The 25488-nt window shown below is 70.3% G+C and carries 14 protein-coding genes, 1 tRNA gene and 1 rRNA gene; 4 read left to right on the top strand and 12 right to left on the bottom strand.

What is annotated here, in order from left to right:
- Window positions 1-171 precede the first annotated feature (171 nt).
- The 3 genes from ACZ7NC_RS00080 to ACZ7NC_RS00070 are packed head-to-tail and all read left to right on the top strand — an operon-like array spanning window position 172 to window position 6856.
- Window positions 172-5121 (top strand): ATP-dependent helicase, encoded by a 4950-nt coding sequence (locus tag ACZ7NC_RS00080; protein WP_471483469.1) that lies wholly within the window; start codon window positions 172-174, stop codon window positions 5119-5121.
- A gap of 59 nt (window positions 5122-5180) precedes the next feature.
- Window positions 5181-6059, top strand: coding sequence for a DNA-formamidopyrimidine glycosylase family protein (locus ACZ7NC_RS00075; protein ID WP_471483468.1), 879 nt, complete (start codon window positions 5181-5183; stop codon window positions 6057-6059).
- A 32-nt stretch (window positions 6060-6091) separates the two neighbouring features.
- Window positions 6092-6856, top strand: a complete 765-nt coding sequence (locus ACZ7NC_RS00070; RefSeq protein ID WP_471483467.1) for an SDR family NAD(P)-dependent oxidoreductase — start codon at window positions 6092-6094, stop codon at window positions 6854-6856.
- Here ACZ7NC_RS00070 and ACZ7NC_RS00065 read toward each other — a convergent pair.
- From ACZ7NC_RS00065 to ACZ7NC_RS00025, 9 genes are all read right to left on the bottom strand, one after another.
- Window positions 6804-7112: a hypothetical protein gene (locus ACZ7NC_RS00065; RefSeq protein ID WP_471483465.1), complete on the bottom strand. Its 309-nt coding sequence runs from the start codon at window positions 7110-7112 to the stop codon at window positions 6804-6806. The genes ACZ7NC_RS00070 and ACZ7NC_RS00065 overlap by 53 nt on opposite strands.
- A gap of 351 nt (window positions 7113-7463) precedes the next feature.
- Window positions 7464-7844 carry a helix-turn-helix domain-containing protein gene (locus tag ACZ7NC_RS00060; RefSeq protein ID WP_030046881.1) on the bottom strand — a complete coding sequence of 127 codons (381 nt, stop codon included), beginning with the start codon at window positions 7842-7844 and terminating at the stop codon, window positions 7464-7466.
- 109 nt (window positions 7845-7953) lie between these two features.
- Window positions 7954-8499 carry a CinA family protein gene (locus tag ACZ7NC_RS00055; protein ID WP_471483463.1) on the bottom strand — a complete coding sequence of 182 codons (546 nt, stop codon included), beginning with the start codon at window positions 8497-8499 and terminating at the stop codon, window positions 7954-7956.
- Window positions 8496-9308: a CDP-diacylglycerol--glycerol-3-phosphate 3-phosphatidyltransferase gene (gene pgsA, locus ACZ7NC_RS00050; RefSeq protein WP_471483461.1), complete on the bottom strand. Its 813-nt coding sequence runs from the start codon at window positions 9306-9308 to the stop codon at window positions 8496-8498. Before pgsA ends, ACZ7NC_RS00055 begins: the two co-directional genes overlap by 4 nt.
- Window positions 9305-10798, bottom strand: coding sequence for a 30S ribosomal protein S12 methylthiotransferase RimO (gene rimO / locus ACZ7NC_RS00045; protein ID WP_471483459.1), 1494 nt, complete (start codon window positions 10796-10798; stop codon window positions 9305-9307). Before rimO ends, pgsA begins: the two co-directional genes overlap by 4 nt.
- A 94-nt stretch (window positions 10799-10892) precedes the next feature.
- Window positions 10893-11729, bottom strand: coding sequence for a helix-turn-helix domain-containing protein (locus ACZ7NC_RS00040; protein WP_471483458.1), 837 nt, complete (start codon window positions 11727-11729; stop codon window positions 10893-10895).
- A gap of 280 nt (window positions 11730-12009) precedes the next feature.
- On the bottom strand, window positions 12010-14748 hold the full coding sequence (locus tag ACZ7NC_RS00035) for a DNA translocase FtsK (protein WP_471483456.1): 2739 nt from the start codon (window positions 14746-14748) through the stop codon (window positions 12010-12012).
- A 161-nt stretch (window positions 14749-14909) separates the two neighbouring features.
- A complete protein-coding gene (locus ACZ7NC_RS00030; protein ID WP_471483454.1) occupies window positions 14910-15590 on the bottom strand; it encodes a response regulator in 681 nt (226 codons plus the stop codon).
- A gap of 244 nt (window positions 15591-15834) precedes the next feature.
- Window positions 15835-21309 (bottom strand): HAMP domain-containing protein, encoded by a 5475-nt coding sequence (locus ACZ7NC_RS00025; protein ID WP_471483452.1) that lies wholly within the window; start codon window positions 21307-21309, stop codon window positions 15835-15837.
- Between the two features lie 377 nt (window positions 21310-21686).
- Between ACZ7NC_RS00025 and ACZ7NC_RS00020 the strand changes: the two genes are divergently transcribed.
- Window positions 21687-24431, top strand: coding sequence for a SpoIIE family protein phosphatase (locus ACZ7NC_RS00020; protein ID WP_471483451.1), 2745 nt, complete (start codon window positions 21687-21689; stop codon window positions 24429-24431).
- A gap of 43 nt (window positions 24432-24474) precedes the next feature.
- Here ACZ7NC_RS00020 and ACZ7NC_RS00015 read toward each other — a convergent pair.
- The 3 genes from ACZ7NC_RS00015 to rrf form a co-directional block, all read right to left on the bottom strand.
- A tRNA-Thr gene (locus ACZ7NC_RS00015) sits at window positions 24475-24550 on the bottom strand.
- A 75-nt stretch (window positions 24551-24625) separates the two neighbouring features.
- Window positions 24626-25288, bottom strand: coding sequence for a DegT/DnrJ/EryC1/StrS family aminotransferase (locus ACZ7NC_RS00010; RefSeq protein WP_471483963.1), 663 nt, complete (start codon window positions 25286-25288; stop codon window positions 24626-24628).
- 113 nt (window positions 25289-25401) lie between these two features.
- A 5S ribosomal RNA gene (rrf, locus tag ACZ7NC_RS00005) occupies window positions 25402-25488 on the bottom strand; the annotation flags it as partial.

Genomic DNA, 25488 nt, shown 5'->3' with positions numbered 1-25488 from the left:
CCTACGGAGCCGCACCGCTGTACGGCCCCGACCCCCAACCCAACCCCGGGCGCTACCCGCACCCCACCGAACCCCCACAGGCCGCCGCAGGCATCCCGCCCCCCACCACCAGAGGCACGACGTTTCCCCAGCTCAGCCCCCGTTGTCAGTGCCCGGGTGCAGGATGGACACATGGTCAGCAACCCACGCCAAGCCCTCGCCGGCTTCTCCCCCGCCACCCGCGGCTGGTTCACGGGCGCATTCTCCGCGCCCACCGCAGCCCAGGCAGGCGCGTGGCAGGCCATCCAGGAAGGCTCGGACGTGCTGGTCGTAGCCCCCACCGGCTCCGGCAAGACGCTGGCCGCCTTCCTCGCCGCCCTGGACCAGCTGGCCTCCGCACCCCCACCGGCCGACCCCAAGAAGCGCTGCCGAGTCCTCTACGTCTCCCCCCTCAAGGCCCTGGCCGTGGACGTGGAGCGCAACCTCCGCAGCCCCCTCACGGGCATCCGCCAGGAATCCGTACGCCTGGGCCTCCCGGAGCCCGAGGTGAAGGTCGGCATCCGCTCGGGCGACACCCCCGCAGCCGAGCGCCGAGCCCTGTCCACCCGCCCCCCGGACATCCTCATCACCACCCCCGAGTCCCTGTTCCTGATGCTGACGTCGGCCACCCGCGACGCCCTGACCGGCATCGAGACAGTGATCATGGACGAGGTCCACGCGGTGGCCGGCACCAAGCGCGGCGCACACCTCGCGCTCACCCTGGAGCGCCTGGACGAGCTCCTCCCGAAGCCGGCTCGCCGCATCGGCCTCTCCGCGACGGTCCGCCCGGTGGACGAGATCGCCCGCTACCTCTCCCCCCAGCGCAAGGTGGAGATCGTCCAGCCGAAGTCGGGCAAGGAGTTCGACCTCTCGGTCGTGGTCCCCGTGGAAGACCTCGGCGAGCTCGGCGGCTCCCCGGTGGCCGACGGCTCCGAAGGCACGGAACGCCCCTCGATCTGGCCGCACGTAGAGGAACGAATCACGGACCTCGTCCAGTCCCACCGCTCCACCATCGTCTTCGCCAACTCCCGCCGCCTCGCCGAACGCCTCTGCAACCGCCTGAACGAAATCGCCTACGAGCGCGCCACCGGCGAAACCCTGGACGAACACCACGCCCCGGCCGAACTGATGGGCGGCTCGGGCGCGGCCCAAGGCGCACCCCAGGTCATCGCACGCGCCCACCACGGCTCGGTCTCCAAGGAGCAGCGCGCGCTCGTGGAAGAGGACCTGAAAGCCGGCCGTCTCCCCGCAGTGGTCGCCACCTCCAGCCTCGAACTCGGCATCGACATGGGCGCGGTGGACCTCGTCGTCCAGGTCGAATCACCCCCCTCCGTGGCCTCCGGCCTCCAGCGCGTGGGCCGCGCGGGCCACCAGGTCGGCGCTGTGTCCACCGGCGTGGTCTTCCCGAAGTACCGCGGCGACCTGGTCCAAGCAGCGGTCGTCACCGAACGCATGCGCACAGGCGACATCGAGTCCCTCAGGGTCCCCGCCAACCCCCTGGACGTCCTCGCCCAGCAGGTCGTCGCGATGACGGCGATGGACACCTGGCAGTTCGACGACCTCCTCGCCACCGTCCGCCGGGCCGCCCCCTTCGCCTCCCTCCCCGAGTCCGCCTTCACCGCGGTCCTCGACATGCTGGCCGGCCGCTACCCGTCAGACGCCTTCGCGGAGCTTCGGCCGCGCGTGGTCTGGGACCGCGTCGCCGGCACGATCACCGGCCGCCCCGGCGCCCAGCGTCTCGCCGTCACCTCCGGCGGCACCATCCCCGACCGCGGCCTCTTCGGTGTCTTCCTCGCCGGATCGGACCCCAAGAAGGGCGGCGGCAGGGTCGGCGAGCTCGACGAGGAGATGGTCTACGAGTCCCGCGTCGGCGACGTCTTCACGCTCGGCACCAGCTCCTGGCGCATCGAGGACATCACCCGCGACCGCGTCCTGGTCTCCCCCGCCCCGGGTGTACCGGGCCGCCTCCCCTTCTGGAAGGGCGACCAGCTGGGCCGCCCGCTCGAACTGGGCCGCGCGGTAGGCGCGTTCCTGCGCGAGGTCGGCTCGCTCCCCAAGGACGACGCCCGCCTGCGCCTGGTCACCGCCGGCCTGGACGCCTGGGCGGCCGACAACGTCCTTTCCTACCTGGACGAGCAGCGCGAGGCCTGCGGCCACGTCCCGGACGACCGCACGATCGTCGTCGAGCGCTTCCGCGACGAGCTCGGCGACTGGCGCGTCGTCGTGCACTCCCCCTTCGGCGCCCAGGTCCACGCACCCTGGGCACTCGCCCTCGGCGCGAAGCTCTCCGAGCGGTACGGCATGGACGCGCAGGTCATGCACGCCGACGACGGCATCGTGCTGCGCCTGCCCGACGCCGACATCATGGGCCTGGACCTCCTGGACCAGGAGCCGAGGAAGGCCGGCACGGAGTACGACGCCGACCAGGCGCCCGTGGGCGCGTCGGACGTCGTCTTCGACAAGGGCGACGTCGATCAGATCGTCACCGACCAGGTCGGCGGCTCGGCCCTGTTCGCGTCCCGCTTCCGCGAGTGCGCCGCCCGCGCGCTGCTGCTGCCGCGCCGCAATCCCGGCAAGCGCACCCCGCTGTGGCAGCAGCGCCAGCGCGCCGCTCAACTGCTTCAGGTGGCAAGCGAGTTCGGCTCGTTCCCGATCGTCCTGGAGGCGGTCCGCGAGTGCCTCCAGGACGTCTTCGACGTTCCCGGGCTCGTCGAGCTGATGGGCGACCTCGAGTCCCGCAAGGTGCGCCTCGTCGAGGTCACCACCCCCGAGCCGTCGCCCTTCGCGCGCTCCCTCCTCTTCGGGTACGTCGCCCAGTTCCTGTACGAGGGTGACTCACCGCTGGCCGAGCGCCGAGCCGCCGCCCTGTCGCTGGACTCGCGGCTGCTGGCCGAGTTGCTCGGCCAGGCGGAGCTGCGCGAGCTGCTCGACGCCGAGGTGCTGACCGAGCTGGAGCAGGAGCTGCAGTGGCTCACCGAGGACCGCCGCGTCAAGGACGTCGAAGGCGTCGCGGACGTCCTGCGTCTCCTCGGCCCGCTCACCGACGCCGAGCTGGTCGAGCGGGGCGCCGAACCGCACTGGGCCCAGGAGTTGGCCGGTGCCCGCCGCGCCATCAAGGTCCGCATCGCCGGCACCGACCACTGGGCGGCGATCGAGGACGCGGGCCGCCTGCGCGACGCGCTCGGCACGGCCCTGCCCGTCGGTGTCCCCGAGGCCTTCACCGAGCCCGTCAAGGACCCGCTCGGCGATCTCCTCGCCCGCTATGCCCGCACCAACGGCCCCTTCACCTCGGCGACGGCGGCGGCCCGCTTCGGCCTCGGCGTGGCGATCACTGAGGGCGCCCTCCAGCGGCTCGCGGCGAGCGGAAGGGTCGTACAGGGCGAGTTCCACCCGGCCGGCATCGGCCAGGAGTGGTGCGACGCGGCGGTCCTGCGCCGCCTGCGCCGCCGCTCCCTGGCGGCCCTGCGTCACGAGCTGGAGCCGGTGCCGCCGGCCGCGCTCGCACAGTTCCTGCCGCAATGGCAGCACATCGGCAAGGGCCACGGGCTGCGCGGCATCGACGGCCTGGTGCGCGCCATCGAGCAGTTGCAGGGCGCCTCGGTGCCCGCGTCCGCCCTGGAGAAGCTCGTACTGCCGTCCCGCGTCGCCGGTTACACCCCCGCGATGCTCGACGAGCTCACCGCGGCCGGCGAGGTCGTCTGGGCAGGCGCGGGCTCGCTCCCCGGCAAGGACGGCTGGGTCTCCCTCTACATGGCGGACGCGGCCCCGCTGCTCCTGCCGCAGCCCCACCCGCTGGAGCTGACGGCACTGCACCAGTCCGTCCTGGACATCCTCTCCGGGGGCTACGGCCTGTTCTTCCGCCAGATCGCCGACCAGGTCCGCGCCACCACCCACCCCGACGCCACCGACCCCCAACTCGCCGACGCCCTCTGGGAGCTGGCCTGGTCGGGCCGTCTGACGAACGACACCCTCGCCCCCATGCGCTCCCTGCTCGGCTCGGGCCGCACCGCCGGCTCCACGGCCCACCGCGCCAAGCGCACCGTCCCCCGAGGTCGCTACGGCTCACTCACGGCCGCCGCCCGCCCCGCTTCCCGCACCGGCCCGCCCACCGTCGCCGGCCGCTGGTCCCTGCTCCCGGCCCACGAACCCGACGCCACCGTCCGCGCCCACGCCCTGGCCCGAGCCCTCCTCGACCGGCACGGAGTCGTGACCCGGGGAGCGGTCGGCGCGGAGGGCGTCGAGGGCGGCTTCTCGGCGACGTACCGCATCCTGTCCGTCTTCGAGGAGAGCGGTCAGGCGCGTCGGGGCTACGTGGTCGAAGGCCTCGGCGCCGCCCAGTTCGCGATGGACGGCGCGGTGGACCGCCTCCGCGCGGTGGCCAACGCCCGCGACCGGGGCGAGGACCTGCCAGGCCCCCACATCCCCGACTTCCCCGACGACTTCGGGGCGCCCGGGACCCACGGTGGCTCCGACGGTTTCGGCGCCGCGCACGACAACCCGGACGGCACCCCCGCCTACGACATCCCCGACCTCGACCACGACTTCCTGGACGCCCACCTCGGACAACTCGGACCGGGCGACTACGTCTCGCCCCGAGACCTCTCCCCCCAGGACGCCGGCCGCACCCGACAGGGCAACCGGTGGCAGAACAGCGGCACCCCCTACAGCCCCGGCCCCGGCCCCGCACCCCACCGCTCCCGCCCCACCCCCGACACCCGAGCCGTCGTCCTGGCCGCCGCCGACCCGGCGAACGCGTACGGCGCCGCCCTCGCCTGGCCCGAGCCCCCCACCGGCGCCGGGCACAAGCCGGGCCGCAAGGCGGGCTCTCTCGTGGTCCTCGTCGACGGCGAGCTGACCCTGTACATGGAGCGCGGCGGCAAGACCCTGCTCGCCTGGCCCTCGTCCCCGGACACGGAACCCACCGACGACCCCCGCCTGCACACGGCCGCGGAAGCCCTCGCCGCGGCAGCCCGCGCGGGCTCCCTCGGCACGGTCACGGTGGAACGCGTGAACGGCGCCTCAGCGCTGACGGCCCCCATGGGCACCCTCCTGGAAGGAGCCGGATTCATCGCGACACCGAGAGGCCTGCGCCTACGCGCCTGACGCCCCACAGCCCGCCGCCTCGCCCCTCACGCGCCCGCGCCCCATGCCACCCTTGACTCATGCCCGAAGGAGACACGGTCTGGCAAACCGCGAAACGGCTCCACACCGCCCTCGCGGGCGGAACGCTGACCCGTACCGACTTCCGGGTCCCGAAGTTCGCCACCGTCGACCTCACAGGCCGCGCCGTCCTGGACGTCACCCCACGCGGCAAACACCTCCTCACCCGCATCGAGGGCGGCCTGACGATCCACTCGCACCTCGGCATGGAGGGCTCCTGGAAGGTCTACGCCGACCAGCAGCGCTGGACGGGCGGCCTCGCCCACCAGATCCGCGTGATCCTCACCGCAGCGGCCACCGCCCACTCACCCACCCCCGGCCTCACCCACACAGCCGTCGGCTACCGCCTCCCCGTCCTCGACCTCCTGCGCACCGCCGAGGAAGACGGCGCCGTCGGCCACCTCGGCCCCGACCTGCTGGGCCCCGACTGGGACCCGGACCGCGCCCTCGGAAACCTCCTCGCGGACCCGGCCCGCCCCCTCGGCGAGGCCCTGCTGGACCAGCGCAACCTGGCCGGCATCGGCAATGTCTACAAGAGCGAGCTCTGCTTCCTGCTCCGCGTCACCCCCTGGCTCCCGGTGGGCGCGCTCCCCGCCGAGCACACCGCGCAGCTGCCGGTGCTCGCCAAGAAGCTCCTGGAAGCCAACCGCGACCGCCCGATCCGCAGCACGACGGGCCGCCGCGGCCAGGACCTCTTCGTGTACGGCCGCACCCGCCGCCCCTGTCTGCGCTGCTCCACCCCGATCCGCGCCGCCGACCAGGGCGACGGCTCCCGCGAGCGCCCCACCTACTGGTGCCCGAGTTGCCAGGCGGGCCCGGCCCCGAGCACGACGCCGGGCGCCACCTCGCACCGCAGAACCCAACGCCGTACGACTAATTGACGACCCGTCAGAAACCCTCGTACCGTCCCTTCATGGCCGTCAAGGCGTACGACCTCACCGGACGCACCGCATTTGTCACCGGCGCCGCCAGCGGCATCGGCCGCGCGTCGGCCGTGCTGCTCGCCGAGGCCGGCGCCGCCGTGCACTGCGCCGACCGCGACGCGCAGGGCCTGCACGACACCGCGACCCGGATCAAGGCGGGCGGCGGTACGGCCCACACCCACCACCTCGACGTCACGGACCGCGAACAGCTCGGCCGGGCCGTCGCCTCCTGCGAGCGTCTGGACGTGATGGCCGCGGTCGCCGGGATCATGCACAGCAGCCCGGTCCTGGGGACCCGCGACGAGGACCTCGACCGCGTACTCAACGTCAACTTCAAGGGTGTGCTCCACGCCTGCCAGGAGGCCGCCCGCGCGATGCTCGCCCAGCGCATCAGGGGCAGCATCGTCACGATGGCCTCGGGCGCCGTGGACACCGGAGGCCCCGGCCTGCTCTGCTACGGCGTGGCCAAGGCGGCCGTCGTACAACTGACGAAGACGCTGGCGACGGAGATGGGCCCGCACGGCATCCGCGTCAACGCGGTCGCCCCGGGCTGGATCCGCACCCCGATGACCGACCGGCACGACAGCGCGGCACAGACCCAGACCGAAGCTTTCATGGCCCGGATGTCACCGTTGGGCCGAGTCGGCGAACCGGAGGACATCGCGCACGCGGTGCTGCACCTGGCATCCGACGCGTCGTCCTTCACCACGGGGCAGATCCTGCGTCCGAACGGTGGTGTGGCGATGCCCTGGTAGCTGCCCTGGTAGCCGGCCCCAGGCGTCTCACCCGCCCCGCCCGCCAGGCCCGCGCCCACCGCCGCGGGTCCACGACGCCCACGGCGCGCGACTTCGGCACACAGTGCACCGGCAACAGGCTCAGCCCCCACCCTCCGGCGGCGACGGCTCCCTCCAGCGCCCCCGCGCCCGGCACCAGCGCGAGCCGCAGCACGGCCCACCACCACAGCGCGCCGAACGCGCAGGCCGCCCCCCAGCGCGCTATCGGCCGTGCCATCCGCTCACCTCCAGCCCGAGGCTAGGCCGCCCGTTCACCGGCCGGGAGGGCGCACCGACGGCACGCGCAGGGGGCGCGGACCGACGCCTTCACCACCCGTCGGGCACCGTCACATCGGACCAACACCGCGTGTCGGGCACCGTCACACGCGCCGTCACATCCTCCAACCATGACCGCCGACCCACGCACCGGCAAACGGACCCGGAAGCGCCCGCACCGGCAAGCCGACCCGGAGGGCCCCGCACAGCACGAAACCCCGACCGCACTCCCCCAGGTCTCCCTGGAGAAGCCCCGGCCGGGGCTTCACACAACTCCCAGCGCGTGGTCAGCCCACGCGCACGGGCGGCGCCGTCACGCGGCGACCACGTCCACCGCCTCGGAAGGCGCCTTGATGGTCACCCGTTCCGGTGGCACGCCGGTCACCGACACGGAACCCAGCATCGGACGGACCGATGCGGGTACAGGCTCGCTGGGTGTGGCCGCAGCAGACTGGGCCAGCTCGGCGAGGGCGAGCTCATCGCTCACTTCCCGCATGAGCTCGGACATCCGTACGTCCAGCGCGTCGCAGATAGCGGCGAGCAGCTCGGAGGAAGCCTCCTTCTGCCCCCGCTCCACCTCGGAGAGATAGCCGAGTGAGACTCGGGCGGACGAGGAGACTTCGCGCAGAGTACGGCCCTGGCGCTGGCGCTGCCGACGCAGCACGTCACCCAGCAGGCGACGGAGCAGAATCATCGGTGGCTCCCTCCTCGGACCGCGTAGCCGCATCCTTCACGCCCCACCGTACCGCCTTGCGCCGCGGCCGTGCGGGGAGCGATGTCGTGTTCACTCAGGGCTGCAAACATCAAAACCCCCCGTTCTGTTCCGTATCCTGTGCCCGCTCATTCCCACTGTGTTCGCTCGCAAGCTCCTTCAGGAGCAGTGCGAGTACGCTCCGTACACTCTCCATACGGATTTCCTCGCGGCCGCCGTTCAACCGCAGGGCCTCCACTTTTCCGCCACCGGCAGAACCGGAATCGGCGCCGATGGGCCCGTCGACCGCCACGAAGACGGTCCCCACGGGGTGCCCGTCCTGCCTGTCGGGCCCCGCCACACCGGTCGTGGCGATGCCCCAGTCGGCCCCGAGCGCCTTCCGCACACCTGCCGCCATCTGGGCGGCGACCTGCGGGTTCACCGCTCCGTACCGCTCCAGCAGAGCGGCGTCGACGCCGAGCAGTCCGTGCTTGAGCTCGGTGGCGTAGGCGGTCACCGAACCCCGGAAGGCCTTCGATGCCCCGGGGACGCTTGTGATGTCCGCCGCAACCAGTCCACCGGTCAATGACTCGGCGACAGCGAGCGTCTCACCCTTCACTGTGAGTAGTCGCACCACGTCGGTGGCCGGGGAACTCACGCTTCGGTCTCCTCCAACGCGGCCTTGCGCTCGGCGATTCCCTGCCTGCGCAGCACAATGGCCTGTCTCACATAGTCGAGCCCGGTCACCACGGTCAGGACGACCGCCGCGGCCATCACCCAGAACCTCAGGGTGGCCAGCCACCCCGTCAGCGCCAGGATGTACATCCCGACGGCCACGCCCTGCGTGAGGGTCTTGAGCTTGCCGCCCCGGCTCGCCGGGATCACGCCGTACCGGATGACGATGAAACGCAGGAGCGTGATCCCGAGTTCCCGGCCGAGGATGACGCCGGTCACCCACCACGGCAGATCGCCCAGTCCGGACAGACAGATGAGCGCCGCCCCCATGATCGCCTTGTCGGCGATGGGGTCGGCGATCTTCCCGAAGTCGGTGACGAGGTTGTACGCGCGCGCCAGATGACCGTCGAACAGGTCGGTGATCATGGCGATGGCGAAGGCCGCCCAGGCGAGCGAGCGCCACGCCGGGTCGTAGCCGTCGTCGGCCAGCATCAGCGCGACGAACGCCGGCACGAGGACCAGCCGGAGCATGGTCAGGAGGTTGGCGATGTTCCAGACGCTGGCCTGGTTGACGGCCGCGGCCGTGATCTTCCCGCCGCGCGGGGACTTCGCACCGCCCGGGACGCCGTTCCCGGCGCCGGCGACCTTCGAGCCGCCCCCCTTCGAACCGCCCGCCTTCGATCCGCCCCCCTTGGACGACCCGGCCCTGGACGAGCCCATCGCGCTCGCCTTGCCGCCCGCCGCACCCGCCGGGGAGGAGCCACCCGCGGCGGACGCCGGAACTCCGGTCATCTGGCCGCCTCCTCACTACATGCGAGCGAGCCCAGCAACGGCTCGGCCACCAGGTCGACACCTTCCGTACCGACCACCTTCGCCTCGACCATACGACCCACGTGCAACCCCGCGCTGCTCGTGAGCAGCACCTGGCCGTCCGTCTCCGGCGCCTGGTGCGCGCCACGGCCGTACGCGCCCTCGTCCGCGCCGTCCTCCGCGTCCTCGGAGTCGACCGACTCGACCAGCACGTGCACGGTCTCCCCGAGGCGCTCCTCGGCCCGCTGCGAGACGAGCTCCTCGGCCAGCCGGGAGACTCGCGCCAGCCGCTCGGCGACGGTGTCCTCGTCCAGCTTGTTCTCGTACGTCGCGGCCTCGGTGCCCTCCTCGTCGGAGTAGCCGAAGACGCCGATGGCGTCCAGCCGGGCGTGGTTCAGGAAGCGTTCCAGCTCGGCCAGGTCGGCCTCGCTCTCGCCGGGGAAGCCGACGATGAAGTTGGACCGCACACCGGCCTGGGGCGCCTTGCCACGGATGGTGTCGAGCAGCTCCAGGAAGCGGTCGGTGTCCCCGAAGCGGCGCATCGCGCGCAGCACGCCGGGCGCGGAGTGCTGGAAGGACAGGTCGAAGTACGGGGCGACCTTCGGCGTCGAGGTCAGCACGTCGATCAGCCCGGGCCGCATCTCGGCCGGCTGGAGGTAGCTGACGCGGATCCGCTCGAGGCCGTCGACCTCGGCGAGCTCCGGCAGCAGGGACTCCAGTAGGCGGATGTCGCCCAGGTCCTTGCCGTAGGAGGTGTTGTTCTCGGAGACCAGCATGATCTCCTTCACACCCTGTTCGGCCAGCCACCGCGTCTCGTTCAGCACATCGCTGGGTCGGCGGGAGATGAAGGAGCCGCGGAAGGACGGGATGGCGCAGAAGGAGCAGCGCCGGTCGCAGCCGGAGGCGAGCTTCACCGAGGCGACCGGGGTGCCGTCGAGGCGGCGGCGCAGGGGCGCACGGGGGCCGGAGGCCGGAGCGAGGCCTTCCGGCAGGTCGGCGGGGGCGTGCCCGGGGAGCGCCACGGCGGCCGCGGACTCCTGCCGCTCGGCCGGGCTGATCGGCAGCAGCTTGCGCCGGTCACGCGGGGTGTGCGAGGCGTGGATACCGCCGTTCAGGATGGTCTGCAGGCGGTCCGAGATGTCGGCGTAGTCGTCGAAGCCGAGCACGCCGTCGGCCTCGGGGAGGGCCTCGGCGAGGTCCTTGCCGTACCGCTCGGCCATACAGCCCACCGCCACGACGGCCTGGGTTCTTCCATGACCCTTGAGGTCGTTGGCCTCCAGGAGGGCGTCGACGGAGTCCTTCTTGGCGGCGTCGACGAAGCCACAGGTGTTGACGACGGCGACATCCGCGTCCCCGGCGTCCTCCACGAGGTCCCAGCCGTCCGCCTCCAAGCGGCCTGCGAGCTCCTCCGAGTCCACCTCGTTGCGGGCGCAGCCAAGAGTGACTAGTGCGACGGTACGGCGTTCAGGCATGGGCTCAAGACTACTTTGTCTCACTGACAGCCCACGTCGACGGGGTTGGCCGATCTTGGCCAACCCCGTCCTCAGCTCAACCCTTCGGTCGGACTTATCCGGCCTGCGGGTCGCCCTTCGTGTAGGTGAGGCGCTCCACGGCGCCCGGCTGCCAGTCGTCCTCGATCTTCTTGCCGTTGACGAACAGGTCGATCGCACCCGCGTCGCCGAGGACGAGGTTGATCTTCTCGCTGTCCTGGAAGGTCTTGGAGTCGCCCTGCTTGAGAAGCCCGTCGAAGAGCAGCCGGCCGTTGTGGTCCTTGGCCGCGACCCAGCTCCTGCCGTCGGCGGCGCTGACCTGGACGGTCACCTTGTCCTGGGGCACGGCGGCGATGGCGCTGTCCGACGGCTCGGGCTTGGGGTCCTTGGGCTTGTCGGTCTTCGGGGTCGGCGTCGTCTTGTCGGACGTCGGCGTCGAGCCGCCCTCGGCGACGGCCGACTTGCCACCCTCGTCCTCGCCCTTGAACGCGGTGAACCCGACGAACCCGATCACCGCCACGATCGCGGCGACCATGGCCGCGGTCCAGTTCGGCCCGCGGCGCTCGGGCCGGATGCGTTCCGCCTCGAACAGGGGGGCGGCCGGAGTCGGCTCCGGCCGCCCACCGTGCGAGTCGTCGTACAGGGCGAGCAGCGGAGCTGGATCGAGGTGGACGGCCTTGGCCAGGGTCCGGATGTGGCCGCGGGCGTACACGTCGCCGCCACAGGGGGCGAAGTTGTCAGCCTCGATGGCCTGCACGATGGCGATGCGGACCCGGGTGGCACTACTGACGTCGTCGACGGTCAGCCCGGCGTCGATACGGGCCTGCCGGAGGGCATGGCCGATCGAGGGGCGGGCTTCCTCGGACACGTCTTCGAACGGACGCTCGTCTTCAGGGGAGTTGCCGATGGACACGGGGGCGCCTTTCGAGCGTTTAAGCCACCTGTGCTGGAGGTTCAGTCTAGGGGGGTAACGAAAGGGTGGGGCAACCGGGCGGTGGGACTTTATACGCCATCAGAATGGCCGGACACGCCGATGGTGGGGTACCTGCTTGTCGCTTCGCTCAACTTGACGTACGTCGAAGGGAAACGGTTGCTCAATGATCCCTTACGGGTGAGTCACGATCGGACATCGGCTCGTCCCGCACGCGGCCCGCAAGGCGACCACAGCGTCCGGATTCCCCTCCGGACTCCTGTTAAGCCTCCCCGCGGATCACGGCGAGCACGCCGTCCAGCTCATCAGCTTTCACAAGAACGTCACGAGCCTTGGAGCCCTCGCTGGGCCCGACGATGCCCCGCGACTCCATGAGGTCCATCAGACGCCCCGCCTTGGCGAACCCGACGCGCAGCTTGCGCTGGAGCATGGACGTCGACCCGAACTGCGTGGACACCACGAGCTCGGCCGCCTGGCACAGCAGGTCCAGGTCGTCGCCGATCTCCTCGTCGATCTCCTTCTTCTGCTTGGTCCCCACGGTGACGTCGTCCCGGAAGACGGGCGCCATCTGGTCCTTGCAGTGCTGGACGACGACGGCGACCTCTTCCTCGGTCACGAAGGCGCCCTGCATACGCGTGGGCTTGTTGGCCCCCATGGGCAGGAACAGCCCGTCGCCCTTGCCGATCAGCTTCTCGGCACCGGGCTGGTCGAGGATGACGCGCGAGTCGGCGAGCGAGGACGTGGCGAACGCGAGCCTTGAGGGCACGTTCGCCTTGATGAGGCCGGTGACGACGTCGACCGACGGCCGCTGCGTGGCGAGCACCAGGTGGATGCCGGCCGCGCGCGCGAGCTGCGTGATGCGCACGATCGCGTCCTCGACGTCGCGCGGGGCGACCATCATCAGGTCGGCGAGCTCGTCGACGATCACCAGCAGATACGGGTACGGCTGGAGCTCGCGCTCGCTGCCCTCCGGCGCCTTCACCTTGCCGCCCCGCACGGCCTCGTTGAAGTCGTCGATGTGCCGGTAGCCGTACGCCGCCAGGTCGTCGTACCGAAGATCCATCTCTCGTACGACCCACTGGAGCGCCTCGGCGGCCCGCTTCGGGTTGGTGATGATCGGCGTGATCAGGTGCGGGATGCCCTCGTAGGCGGTCAGCTCGACGCGCTTGGGGTCGACGAGGACCATGCGGACGTCCTCCGGGGTGGCGCGCATCATGATCGAAGTGATCAAGCAGTTAATGCACGACGACTTACCCGAACCGGTCGCACCGGCGACCAGCACATGCGGCATCTTCGCGATGTTGGCCATCACATAGCCACCCTCGACGTCCTTGCCGAGCGCGACCAGCATCGGGTGGTCGTCCTCGGCGGCGGCCGCGAGGCGCAGCACGTCCCCGAGGTTGACCATCTCGCGGTCGGTGTTCGGGATCTCGATGCCGACCGCGGACTTGCCGGGGATCGGGCTGATGATCCGCACGTCCGGGCTTGCGACGGCGTACGCGATGTTCTTGGTCAGCGCGGTGATCCGCTCGACCTTCACCGCGGGCCCGAGCTCGACCTCGTAGCGCGTGACCGTCGGCCCACGCGTGAAGCCGGTGACGCGGGCGTCGACCTTGAACTCGGTGAAGACGGTGGTGAGCGACTCGACGATGGCGTCGTTGGCGGCGCTGCGCGACTTGCCGGGGCCGCCGCGCTCCAGGAGGTCGAGCGACGGCAGCGCGTAGGTGATGTCACCGGACAGCTGGAGCTGTTCGGCGCGCGGCGGCAGATCGCGCATCTCGTCGGGCGCGGCCTTGGTGAGGTCGGGGACCCCAGACTTGGTCAGGTCCGGGACCTCGGACTTGGGGAGCTTCTCCTGCTTGGGCCGGGCGGCCGGGACGGGCGTCGGCACCGGGGTGGTCTCGGCGCGGTCGCCCACGCTGACGCCCTGGGTGAGGTCGGCGACGATCGGCGAGGGCGGCATCCCGTGCAGGACGGCGCCGTCGAGCGCGGCAGCGGCGGCCGCCGCGACGTCCACAGCGTCCATGGGACGGTCCATCTCGGGCTGCGGCACCGCGGAGCGCCTCGGGCGGCCACGACGCCGCGAGAGGGCCTCCTGCTCGGCGCCGTCGGGGTCGTACGCCTCGCGCGCCGGTCCCCGCTTGCGGCCGCGCGACGCGGGCAGCGCCTCCCGCCACTGGTCGTCGTAGCGCTGTTCGTCCTCGGGGTACTCGTCGTCGTCCTCGGGGTCGGGCAGGATCCCGAGCTTCACGCCCAGCTGCCGCAGCCGCTGCGGGATGGCGTTGACCGGCGTGGCCGTGACCACCAGCAGACCGAAGACCGTGAGCAGCACGAGCAGCGGTACGGCGAGTACCTCGCCCATGGCGTACGTCAGCGGAGTCGCCGCGCCCCAGCCGATGAGCCCGCCCGCGTCCCTTATCGCCTGCATGCCGGCGCTGCGGGCGGGCGAGCCGACGGCGATGTGGACCTGGCCGAGCACCCCGATGACGAGCGCGGACAGGCCGATCACGATCCGGCCGTTGGCCTCGGGCTTCTCGGGGTGCCGGATGAACCGTACGGCGATGACCGCGAGCAGTATCGGCACGAGCAGGTCGAGTCGGCCGAAGGCACCGGTCACGATGATCTCGACGAGGTCGCCGACGGGACCGCGCAGATTCGACCAGGTGCCGGCGGCGACGATCAGCGCCAGGCCCAGCAGCAACAGCGCGACGCCGTCCTTGCGGTGGGCCGGGTCGAGGTTCTTCGCACCCTGCCCTATGCCGCGGAACACCGCGCCGACGGCGTGCGCGAGCCCGAGCCAGACGGCGCGCACGAGCCGGTAGACGCCCCCGGTGGGGTTGGGCGCGGGCTTCGGCGGCGCGGCTTTCTTCGCCGCGGCCCTTTTGGCCGGCGCCTTTTTCGCGGGGGCTTTCTTGGCAGCGGCCTTCTTCGCCGGAGCCTTCGTGGAAGCGGCCGCCTTCTTCGCGGGCGGCTTCTTGGCTGCGGAGGAACGTGAGGCCATGGAGGTGAGGTTACCGGTGGAGAAGACAGTGGACACGTGTGCCCACTGCTTCACCCGTTCGTGTCGCCCTTGCCAGGGCGGCGAACTGACGCCGGTTCACCGACCGGCCACGCGCAGGACGATCCGGCGCCGCCGGCCCGCCAACCGGCGCCTTCACGACGTCAGTTCTGCGAGGAGACCGACGAGGTGCTCCCGGTGCCCGGCTCCAGCGCGTCCAGCGCCCGTCGCAACCCCGTGAGTTTGCGTTCGAGATGGGCCGCGGTGGCCACCGCGGCCGCGTCCGCGGACTCGTCGTCCAGCTGCTTGGACAGCGCCTCGGCCTGCTCCTCGACCGCGGCGAGCCGCGCCGACAGCTCGGCCAGCAGCCCCGCCGGCTCCTTGGAGTCGGCGCCCGCGGGCTTGCCGCCGCCCTCCAACTGGAGCCGCAGCAGCGCCGCCTGCTCACGCAGCTGGCAGTTCTTCATGTACAGCTCGACGAAGACCGAGACCTTCGCTCGCAGCACCCACGGGTCGAACGGCTTGGAGATGTAGTCCACCGCGCCCGCCGCGTAGCCGCGGAAGGTGTGATGCGGGCCGTGGTTGATCGCGGTGAGGAAGATGATCGGGATGTCCCTGGTCCGCTCTCGCCGCTTGATGTGCGCCGCGGTTTCGAAACCGTCCATTCCCGGCATCTGGACGTCCAGCAGAATGACCGCGAAGTCGTCCGTCAGCAGTGCTTTGAGCGCTTCCTCCCCGGACGATGCCCGCACCAGGGTCTGATCGAGCGCAGAGAGGATCGCCTCCAGCGCCAGCAGATTCTCCGGCCGGTCATCGACCAGGAGGATCTTGGCCTTCTGCACCATGGCCCGCCCTCCTCGCCCCGGCTGTGCACCGGGCTCCGCCCCAGGGGACGACTCCCTAACGCCGCCCGCCCTCGTGCCGGTCATGGTAGCCGCACCCCGCCTGTCGCCACACCCTGTCACCGTGATGTCACTGTGCACGTAGCAGAAACGCAGCAGGAGACCAGAAGGTTCCCCGTATCCCGCACTTCTACACGGCTTCGAGCACACTGAGTCAGCAACTCCGTGTGAACACTCTCGGCTGTCGTCACTGCTCCCTCATCCACTGGTCCATCACCGCCAGGAGATGATCGGGATCGACCGGCTTCGTCACGTAATCGGACGCGCCCGACTCGATCGCCTTCTCCCGGTCGCCCTTCATCGCCTTGGCCGTCAGCGCGATGATCGGGAGCCCGGCGAACTGCGGCATCCTGCGGATCGCCGTGGTCGTCGCGTACCCGTCCATCTCCGGCATCATGATGTCCATCAGGACGACCGCCACGTCGTCGTGCTGCTCCAGGACCTCGATGCCCTCACGGCCGTTCTCGGCGTACAGCACCGACAGGCCGTGCTGCTCCAGGACACTGGTCAGCGCGAACACATTGCGGATGTCGTCGTCGACGATCAGCACCTTCTCGCCGCCGAACCGGATGCCCCGGCGCGACTTCGGCGCCACGTTCTGCTCGGCCGCCGACCACTGCTCCTGCGGTGCCGGACGATGTTCCAGCTCGTTGGCGGCCCTGCGACGGCGCCTGAAGAGTGCCGCGGCGCCGTTCTGCGTCTCCCGGTACGACCGCACCTCGGCCGGCGTCTCGATCTCCACGTCGGACAGCTCCGCCAGATCGGCCGCCGAGGCCACCAGGTCGCCCGCGTCGAGGGCCGGCAGCTGCTGCTGGTAGCCGTGCGGGGGCAGTTCGCTGGGGTGCAGCGGCAAATACAACGTGAACGTCGATCCGCGTCCGGGCTCGCTCTGGGCGTAGATCTCGCCGCCGAGCAGCTGAGCGATCTCCCGCGAGATGGACAGCCCCAGTCCGGTGCCGCCGTACTTGCGGCTGGTCGTGCCGTCCGCCTGCTTGAACGCCTCGAAGATCACCCGCATCTTGCTGGCCGCGATCCCGATGCCGGTGTCGGTCACGGAGAACGCGATCAGCGGCGCGTCCGCCTCGGTCAGCGAACCGGCCTCCAGCAGCTGCTCCCGGATCGTCGGCGGGACGTCCATCCCGGCGGGCCGGATGACCAGCTCCACCGACCCGGAGTCGGTGAACTTCACCGCGTTGGACAGCAGGTTCCGCAGCACCTGCAACAGGCGCTGTTCGTCGGTGTGCAGCGTGGCCGGCAGCTCCGGAGAGACCCGTACCGACAGGTCGAGGCCCTTCTCCGCGGTCAGTGGCCGGAAGGTGGCCTCCACGTAGTCCACGAGCTGGACGAGCGCGATGCGCGTCGGCGAGACGTCCATCTTGCCCGCCTCGACCTTCGACAGGTCCAGGATGTCGTTGATCAGCTGGAGCAGATCCGAGCCGGCGCCGTGGATGGTCTCGGCGAACTCGACCTGCTTCGGCGAGAGGTTGCCCTCGGCGTTGTCGGCGAGCAGCTTGGCCAGGATCAGCAGCGAGTTCAGCGGCGTACGCAGCTCGTGCGACATGTTGGCGAGGAACTCGCTCTTGTAGCGCATGGACACGGCCAGCTGCTCGGCGCGCTCCTCCAGGACCTGCCGCGCCTCCTCGATCTCGGTGTTCTTCACCTCGATGTCGCGGTTCTGCTGGGCCAGCAGCTCGGCCTTCTCCTCCAGCTCGGCGTTGGACGCCTGGAGGGCCTTCTGCCGGTTCTCCAACTCGGCCGAGCGCTCACGCAGTTGCTCGGTCAGCTCCTGCGACTGCTTCAGCAGCACCTCGGTCTTGGTGTTCACGGAGATGGTGTTGACGCTGGTCGCGATCATCTCGGCGATCTGGTTGAGGAAATCCTTCTGGATCTGCGTGAAGGGAGTGAAGGAGGCCAGCTCGATGACGCCGAGCACCTTGCCCTCGAACAGCACCGGAAGGACGATCACTTGCGCCGGAGGCGCCTCGCCGAGCCCGGAGGAGATCTTCAGATAGCCGCTGGGCGCGTTCTCCACGAGGATCGTGCGCTTCTCCTCGGCGGCCGTCCCGATGAGCGCCTCACCCGGCCGGAAGGACGTCGGCATGGACCCCATCGAGTAGCCGTACGACCCCAGCATCCGCAGCTCGTACTGGTCGTCGTTCTCGGCGGCCAGGTCCTTGCCGTCGAGGAGCGGCATGGCGACGAAGAACGCGCCGTGCTGCGCGGTCACCACCGGCGTCAGCTCGCTCATGATCAGCGAGGCCACGTCCGCCAGGTCGCGCCGGCCCTGCATCAGCGCCGAGATCCGGGCGAGGTTGCCCTTGAGCCAGTCCTGCTCCTTGTTGGCGATCGTTGTGTCGCGCAGGTTGGCGATCATCTTGTTGATGTAGTCCTGGAGTTCCTGGATCTCGCCGGACGCGTCGACGTCGATCTTCAGGTTCAGGTCGCCACGGGTCACCGCGGTCGCCACGCGCGCGATGGCGCGCACCTGCCGGGTGAGGTTCCCGGCCATCTCGTTCACGGACTCGGTGAGGTCGCGCCAGGTTCCGTCGACGTCACGCACGCGTGCCTGGCCGCCGAGCTGCCCCTCGGTGCCCACCTCGCGGGCGACTCGGGTGACCTCCTCCGCGAACGACGACAGCTGGTCGACCATCGTGTTGATCGTCGTCTTGAGTTCGAGGATCTCACCGCGCGCGTCGATGTCGATCTTCTTGGTCAGATCACCCTTGGCGATGGCGGTCGTGACCATGGCGATGTTGCGCACCTGACCGGTCAGGTTGGACGCCATCTGGTTCACGGACTCGGTGAGGTCCTTCCAGGTACCGGCCACACCCGGTACGTGCGCCTGACCGCCGAGGATGCCGTCCGTGCCCACCTCTCGGGCCACCTTGGTGACCTGGTCGGCGAACGAACTCAGCGTCTTCACCATGGTGTTGAAGGTGTCGGCGAGCTGCGCGACCTCACCGCGGGCCTCGATCGTCACCGTCCGCGTCAGGTCGCCGTTGGCGACGGCCGCCGCGACCTGGGAGATGTTCCGCACCTGCATGGTCAGGTTCTTGGCCATCAGGTTGACGTTGTCGCTGAGGTCCTTCCAGATGCCGACGACACCGGGCACATGCGCCTGGCCGCCCAGGATGCCTTCGGTGCCCACCTCGCGGGCCACCCGGGTCACCTGCTCGGCGAAGGACGAGAGCTGGTCGACCATCGTGTTGACGGTGGTGACGAGTTCGAGGATCTCGCCCTTCGCGTCGACGGTGATCTTCTTGGACAGGTCTCCCTTGGCGACCGCGGTCGTGACCTCGGCGATGTTGCGCACCTGGATGGTCAGGTTGTTCGCCATGAAGTTCACGGACTGGGTGAGGTCCTTCCAGGTGCCGGAGACGCCCTGTACCTCGGCCTGACCGCCGAGCTGGCCCTCCGTGCCCACCTCACGGGCGACCCTGGTGACCTCCTCCGCGAACGACGACAGCTGGTCCACCATCGTGTTCAGCGTGTTCTTGAGCTCCAGGATCTCGCCGCGCGCGTCCACGGTGATCTTCTGGGACAGGTCACCGCGCGCGACGGCGGTGGCGACCTGCGCGATGTTGCGCACCTGGGCGGTGAGGTTGCCGGCCATGCCGTTCACGGAGTCGGTCAGATCCCGCCACACACCGGCCACACCCGGCACCTGCGCCTGCCCGCCCAGCCGGCCCTCGGTACCCACCTCACGGGCCACCCGGGTCACCTGGTCGGCGAAGCCGGAGAGCTGGTCGACCATCGTGTTGATGGTGTTCTTCAGCTCCAGGATCTCGCCGCGAGCGTCGACGTCGATCTTCTGGGACAGGTCGCCACGGGCCACCGCGGTGGTCACCTGGGCGATGTTGCGCACCTGGGCGGTGAGGTTGCCGGCCATGCCGTTGACGGAGTCGGTGAGCTCCTTCCACGTACCGGCGACCCCCGGTACGACCGCCTGACCGCCCAGCCGGCCCTCGGTACCCACGTCCCGGGCCATCCGCGTGACCTGGTCGGCGAAGGACGACAGCTGGTCCACCATCGTGTTCACGGTGTTCTTCAGCTGGAGCATCTCGCCGGAGACGTCCACGGTGACCTTCTGCGAGAGGTCGCCGTTGGCCACGGCCGTGGTGACCTGGGCGATGTTCCTCACCTGTCCGGTGAGATTCCGGAACGCCGTGTTGACGGAGTCCGTCAGGTCCTTCCAGGTCCCCGCAGCGCCCGGCACCTGCGCCTGGCCGCCCAGCTCACCCTCGACACCGACCTCCCGCGCGACACGCGTGACCTCGGCACCGAAAGACGACAGCTGGTCGACCATGCCGTTGACGGTGTTCTTCAGCTCCAGCATCTCGCCGGCCACGTCGACCGTGACCTTCTGCGACAGATCACCGTTGGCCACGGCGGTCGTCACGGCGGCGATGTCCCGCACCTGAATGGTGAGGTTGCGGAAGACGGTGTTGACGGAGTCCGTCAGGTCCTTCCAGGTGCCGGCGGCACCCGGCACGTTCGCCTGGCCGCCCAGCTGTCCCTCGGCGCCGACCTCGTTGGCCACGCGCGTGACCTCGTCCGCGAAGATCCGCAGCGTCTCGGTCATCTGGTTGATCGTGTCCGCGAGCTGAGCGACCTCGCCACGTGCCGAGACGGTCACCTTCTGCGACAGGTCACCGTTGGCGACCGCCGTCGTCACCTGCGAGATCCCTCGCACCTGCGCCGTCAGGTTGCCGGCCATAAGATTCACCGAATCGGTGAGGTCCTTCCACACACCGGCCACACCCGGCACCTGCGCCTGCCCGCCGAGCTCGCCCTCGGTACCCACCTCGCGGGCGACTCGCGTCACCTCGGAGGAGAAGGACGACAGCTGGTCCACCATCGTGTTGACGGTGTTCTTCAGCTCCAGCATCTCGCCGGCCACGTGAACCGTGACCTTCCGCGACAGATCACCCTTGGCGACCGCCGTCGTCACCAGCGCGATGTCCCTCACCTGCGCGGTCAGCCGGTACGCCATCGTGTTGACGGAGTCCGTGAGGTCCTTCCACGAACCCGACATCCCTCGCACGCGCGCCTGGCCGCCGAGCTTGCCCTCGGTGCCCACCTCGCTGGCCACGCGCGTGACCTCGTCGGTGAACGTCGACAGCTGGTCGACGAGATTGTTGACCGTACGGCCGACCTTCAGGAACTCGCCCCGCAGCGGATGCCCGTTCCCCTCCTGAGCCTGCGACCGCAGCTCCATGCGCGGCGACAGATCACCTTCGGCCACCGCGGACAGCACCCGGCTGACCTCGGAAACGGGCCGTACGAGATCGTCGACCAGGGCGTTGGAGTTGTCGACGGCGGCCGCCCAGGAGCCCTCACAGGCGCCCGTCTCCAGCCGTTCCGTGAGCTTGCCCTCGCGCCCGACCATGCGCCGCACCCGCGCCAGCTCACCCGTGAGGTGGAGATTGCGGTCGGCCACCTCGTTGAAGACGGCGGCGATCTCCGCCATCACGCCGTCCCCGGACACCGTGAGCCGCTTCCGGAAGTTCCCGTCGCGCATCGACACCAGGGCCGCCAGCAGCCGGTTCAGGGCAGCTGTGTCCACCGCGGTGGTCCCGCCACGCGCCTTGCGCTCGTTCCTCAGGGACTGTCCGCCTTTCGCGCGCGTCTTAGTGCCCCGCGTCGCTGCGCCAGACTCCACTGTGTCCCTCCCGCAGGGGTCGACCGTTATGCCGTGTTCGGGTTCTACTGTTCGGCGTACCCATTACTGCTGGGTAGTCCTGCCGGATATACCAGGCCACACCACGTGCTGCTGCCCGCGGTACGCGAATGACACCCAGCCTGCCCGGACCTTCACAAGAAGCTTGCCCAGTGTTTCACCCCTGCTGAACCCGGCCATAACAGTTCGGCAGCTTCGCACATCGTCCGCACACCCTCCGGGCGGAAACACTGCCGACCGGCATCCGCATGGACGGCGAAGGTAAGTAACCTTGCATGCGGCTGTCCAGCCGCGCCGGTCCCGTCCGGCCTGGGCGGTGACAGGAGGAGTACGAGCGGGCATCGGAGGGGCAGCCGGACATGACCACCGGACTGATCCCGGGGGGACAATCCCCGGAGCGGCCGACGGGCGCGCAGATGCCGTACCAGCGGCGCGAGCCGGCCGGCCACGGAGCCCTGCATGGAGACAACCGGACGAGGAGTTCTGTGATCACCGCGCGTGCGGCAGCCAGCTTCGATCCCGTCGGGCGATCGGTCGCTAGCGCCCGCTCCTTCGTCCGCGACACCCTCCAGGGTTGGGGCTTCGCAGACATCGTCGACGACGCCGTCGTCCTCACCAGTGAACTGGTGACCAACGCCGTCGTGCACGCGGGCACTTCCGCGGACGTTCTGTGCCTGCGCAGTGAAGAGGGCGTACGGATCGAGGTGGCCGACCGGTATCCGGAGCGCGAGATCCCCCTCCAGGGCTCCCCCGTCAACATGGGCAGCCCCGACCGCGAGGGGGGCCGCGGCCTCCAGCTGTGCGCGGCCCTGGCCGGCCGCTGGGGTGTCGAGTACACGCCCACGCACAAGCAGGTCTGGTTCCAACTCGACCTTCCCGAGCGACCGGTGGGCACCCGCGCGGCCGGCCCGGCCCTGCCCTCGGACCTCCTCCCGCTCGCCGACGCCCGCGTCCGCGTCGCCGTCGTCCAGATCGACCGTACGGGCGCCATCTCGTCGTGGAACGAGGACGCGGAGGAACTCTTCGGCTACGCGGCCGAGCAGGTCATCGGCAAGCCCCTGACCGACCTCGCGGCCTGGCCGCACACCCCGGGCACCAGCACCGGCATCGCGGAGGCGCTCCAACTCTCGCGCTGGGAAGGCAGCTACGGCCTCAGGGGCGCCAACGGCCGCGTCACCCCGGTGTACGCCTCCCACCTCCGCGTCCGCGACACGGACGGCGAGCCCTCCACGGTCTGCCTCCTGGTCCGCGACCACGAACGCGCCGTCCTCCAGACCCCGTTGCGCGTCCCCGCCACCGACACCGCCGGCGAGTCGCAGAGCACCGACCCCTTCGAGGTGTTCATCGGCTCCCCAGCCCCGGACGACCTCGACGGCCTCCTCCAGCGCACGGTGGAGCGCGCCCGCGACATGCTCGACGGCGACTCCGCCTTCCTTCTCCTCGCGACCGACGACGAGACGGAACTGGAGGTCCGCGCCTCCACAGGCCTGCCCTCCGCGCGCCAGCGCTTCGCGCGCGTACCCGTCGAGGCGGGCCCCGGCCGCTACGGCTCGGCCCGTATGCCGGCCGTCCACGAGGACCTCACCATGGTCCCCGGCGCCGTGCCTCTGCTGAGGGGCACCGGCATGCGCTCGGTCGTCACGGTCCCACTGAAGGTCGAGGGCCGCCTCACCGGCTCCCTGGGCGTCGCCGCCGAGGGCCCCGGCAGATACTCCAACGAGGAGGCGCTGCGCCTCCAGTTCGCCGCCGACCGCATCGCGCTGGCGGTGGAGTCGGCCCGCCTCGGCGAACTCGAACGCCTGCGACGCGGCTCCCTCAGCTTCCTCGTCGAGGCCTCCGACCTCCTCGCCGGCACCCTGGACCGCGACCAGACCCTGGCCCTGATGGCCCAGATGACGGTCCCGACCCTGGCGACCTGGTGCGCGGTCTACACGATCGCCGACCAGGCCTCGGAGCCCTACCTGTCGTACGTCCTGCATGAGGACGAGGAACTCATCGACGGCATTAAGTCCTTGCTGTCGAAGATCGCGCCACCGGACCCCGTCCCCACCCCCGGCGCCCGCGTCTGGTCGGCCCCCGCCCAGTCGGCCCACCAGGCGGCGCTGCGCACCTCCATGCGCAGCCTGGGCCTGGGCGAGCCGGTCGGCCGCATCAGCGCGGGCATCGGCCCCACCCTCGCCACGGCGTCCGCGGTGGGCGGCGAGACGGTCGTACTGCCACTGGTGGCCCGCAACCGAGTCATCGGCATGCTGACCCTGGGCAAGCCGACGGACGAACACTTCCGCCAGGAAATCCTGGAGCTGGCGGAGGACCTCTCCCGCAGAGCCGCCCTGGCCCTGGACAACGCCCGCCTCTACTCCGAGCGCACAGCCATCAGCCAGTCCCTCCAGCGCAGCCTCCTGCCGCCCGAGCTCCCGGAGATCGGCGGCGTCGAGGTCGAGGTCATCTACCGCGCGGCCGGCGAGGGCAACGAGGTCGGCGGCGACTTCTACGACCTCTTCCCGATCAGCGACGGCGCCTACGGCTTCGCCATCGGCGACGTCTGCGGTACGGGCCCGAACGCGGCGGCGGTCACCGGCCTCGCCCGGCACGCCCTGCGCCTCCTTGCCCGCGAGGGCCTCAGCGGCCCGGCGGTGCTGGAGCGCCTGAACTCCGCGATCCTCGACGAGGGCGCCCGCAGCCGCTTCCTGACGCTGCTCTACGGCGAGTTGAGGCCGCAGGAGGACGGCAGCGCCGAGCTGAAGGTGGTCTGCGCCGGCCATCCGCTGCCGCTTCGCCTGCGCCAGGACGGCACCGTCGAACCGGCCGCGGAGCCCCAGCCGCTGCTCGGCGTCATGGAGGACCTGGAGCTCTACGAGCAGACAGTCACCCTCGACCCGGGCGATGTCCTGCTGTGCGTCACGGACGGCGTCACCGAACGCCGCGAAGGCAGCCGCATGCTCGGCGACGACGGCCTCACCGACGTCCTCACCACCTGCACGGGCCTCACCGCGGGCGCGGTCGCGGCCCGCATCATGCGCGCGGTCGAACGCTTCGCCTCCGACGCCCCGTCCGACGACATGGCCATCCTGGCTATGCGCGTACCGGGCATCCACAAGGACTGAGGACATGAGAAAGGCCCCGCCCTAATGGGCGGGGCCTTTCTGGTGGAGCCCCCAAACGGAATCGAACCGTTGACCTTCTCCTTACCATGGAGACGCTCTACCGACTGAGCTATAGGGGCCTGCTGCCTTTTGCGAAGTTCCCCTCGCGGCAACGGGATAGATCATACCCCGAACGCACCGTGCTCCCAAACCCATCAGAAGGCGGGCTGGAGCAGTCCTCCGAGCGCGTTGCAGGCGGCCACGATCCGCTGCATGTCCCGCTTGGTCAGCGAGGCATCGACGGGCAGAGCCAACGTTTCATCAGCGGCCCGCTCGGTCTCCGGCAGCGACACACACCGCCGGAACTCAGGGAGCCGATGCACCGGGGTCTTCACCGGCACCCGGCACTCAACTCCCCTGGCCCGCACGGCCCGAGCGAACGCGTCACGATCCGGCCGCCCGTTCCCCGGCACCCGCACGACGTACTGCTGATAGGTGTGCCCGTCACCGCCGTCAGGCGTGAGCACGCCTTTCAACTTCGCATCCAGATACGAGGCCCGCTCCCTACGCTGAGCGATCTCGTCGTACGGAGCCTCGGACTCACCCTGCTCCAGCACCAACAGCCCGTGCCGCTGCCCGATTTCGTGCAACCGAACGATATCGGCCGACCGACCGAATCGGTGTACGGCCACCACAGCCGCCGTACGCGAGGTGACGACCGCCTCGACGGCGACCGCGTCCAGGCAGTAGGTCACCGGATCTATGTCGGCGAACACCGGCAGCGCCCCAGCCAGGATCACGGCCTCGGCGACTTCGACGTTCCCGAAGGCCGGTACGACAACCTCATCACCGACTCCGACGCCGGCGGCCCTGAGCATTGCAGCAGTACCCATGTGGGTGATGTTGGTTGCATTACGTGAACTTCAGGTGACGCCCAACAAAAAAGGGTTGGACCCGGAACCAAAGTTCCGGGTCCAACCCGATAAAAGGAGTTCGGCGGTGTCCTACTCTCCCACAGGGTCCCCCCTGCAGTACCATCGGCGCTGTAAGGCTTAGCTTCCGGGTTCGGAATGTAACC

The sequence above is a fragment of the Streptomyces sp. NPDC111802 genome (assembly GCF_055634335.1).
Note: the sequence above shows the minus strand (reverse complement) of the source record. Positions and strands in the feature narration are given on the sequence as shown.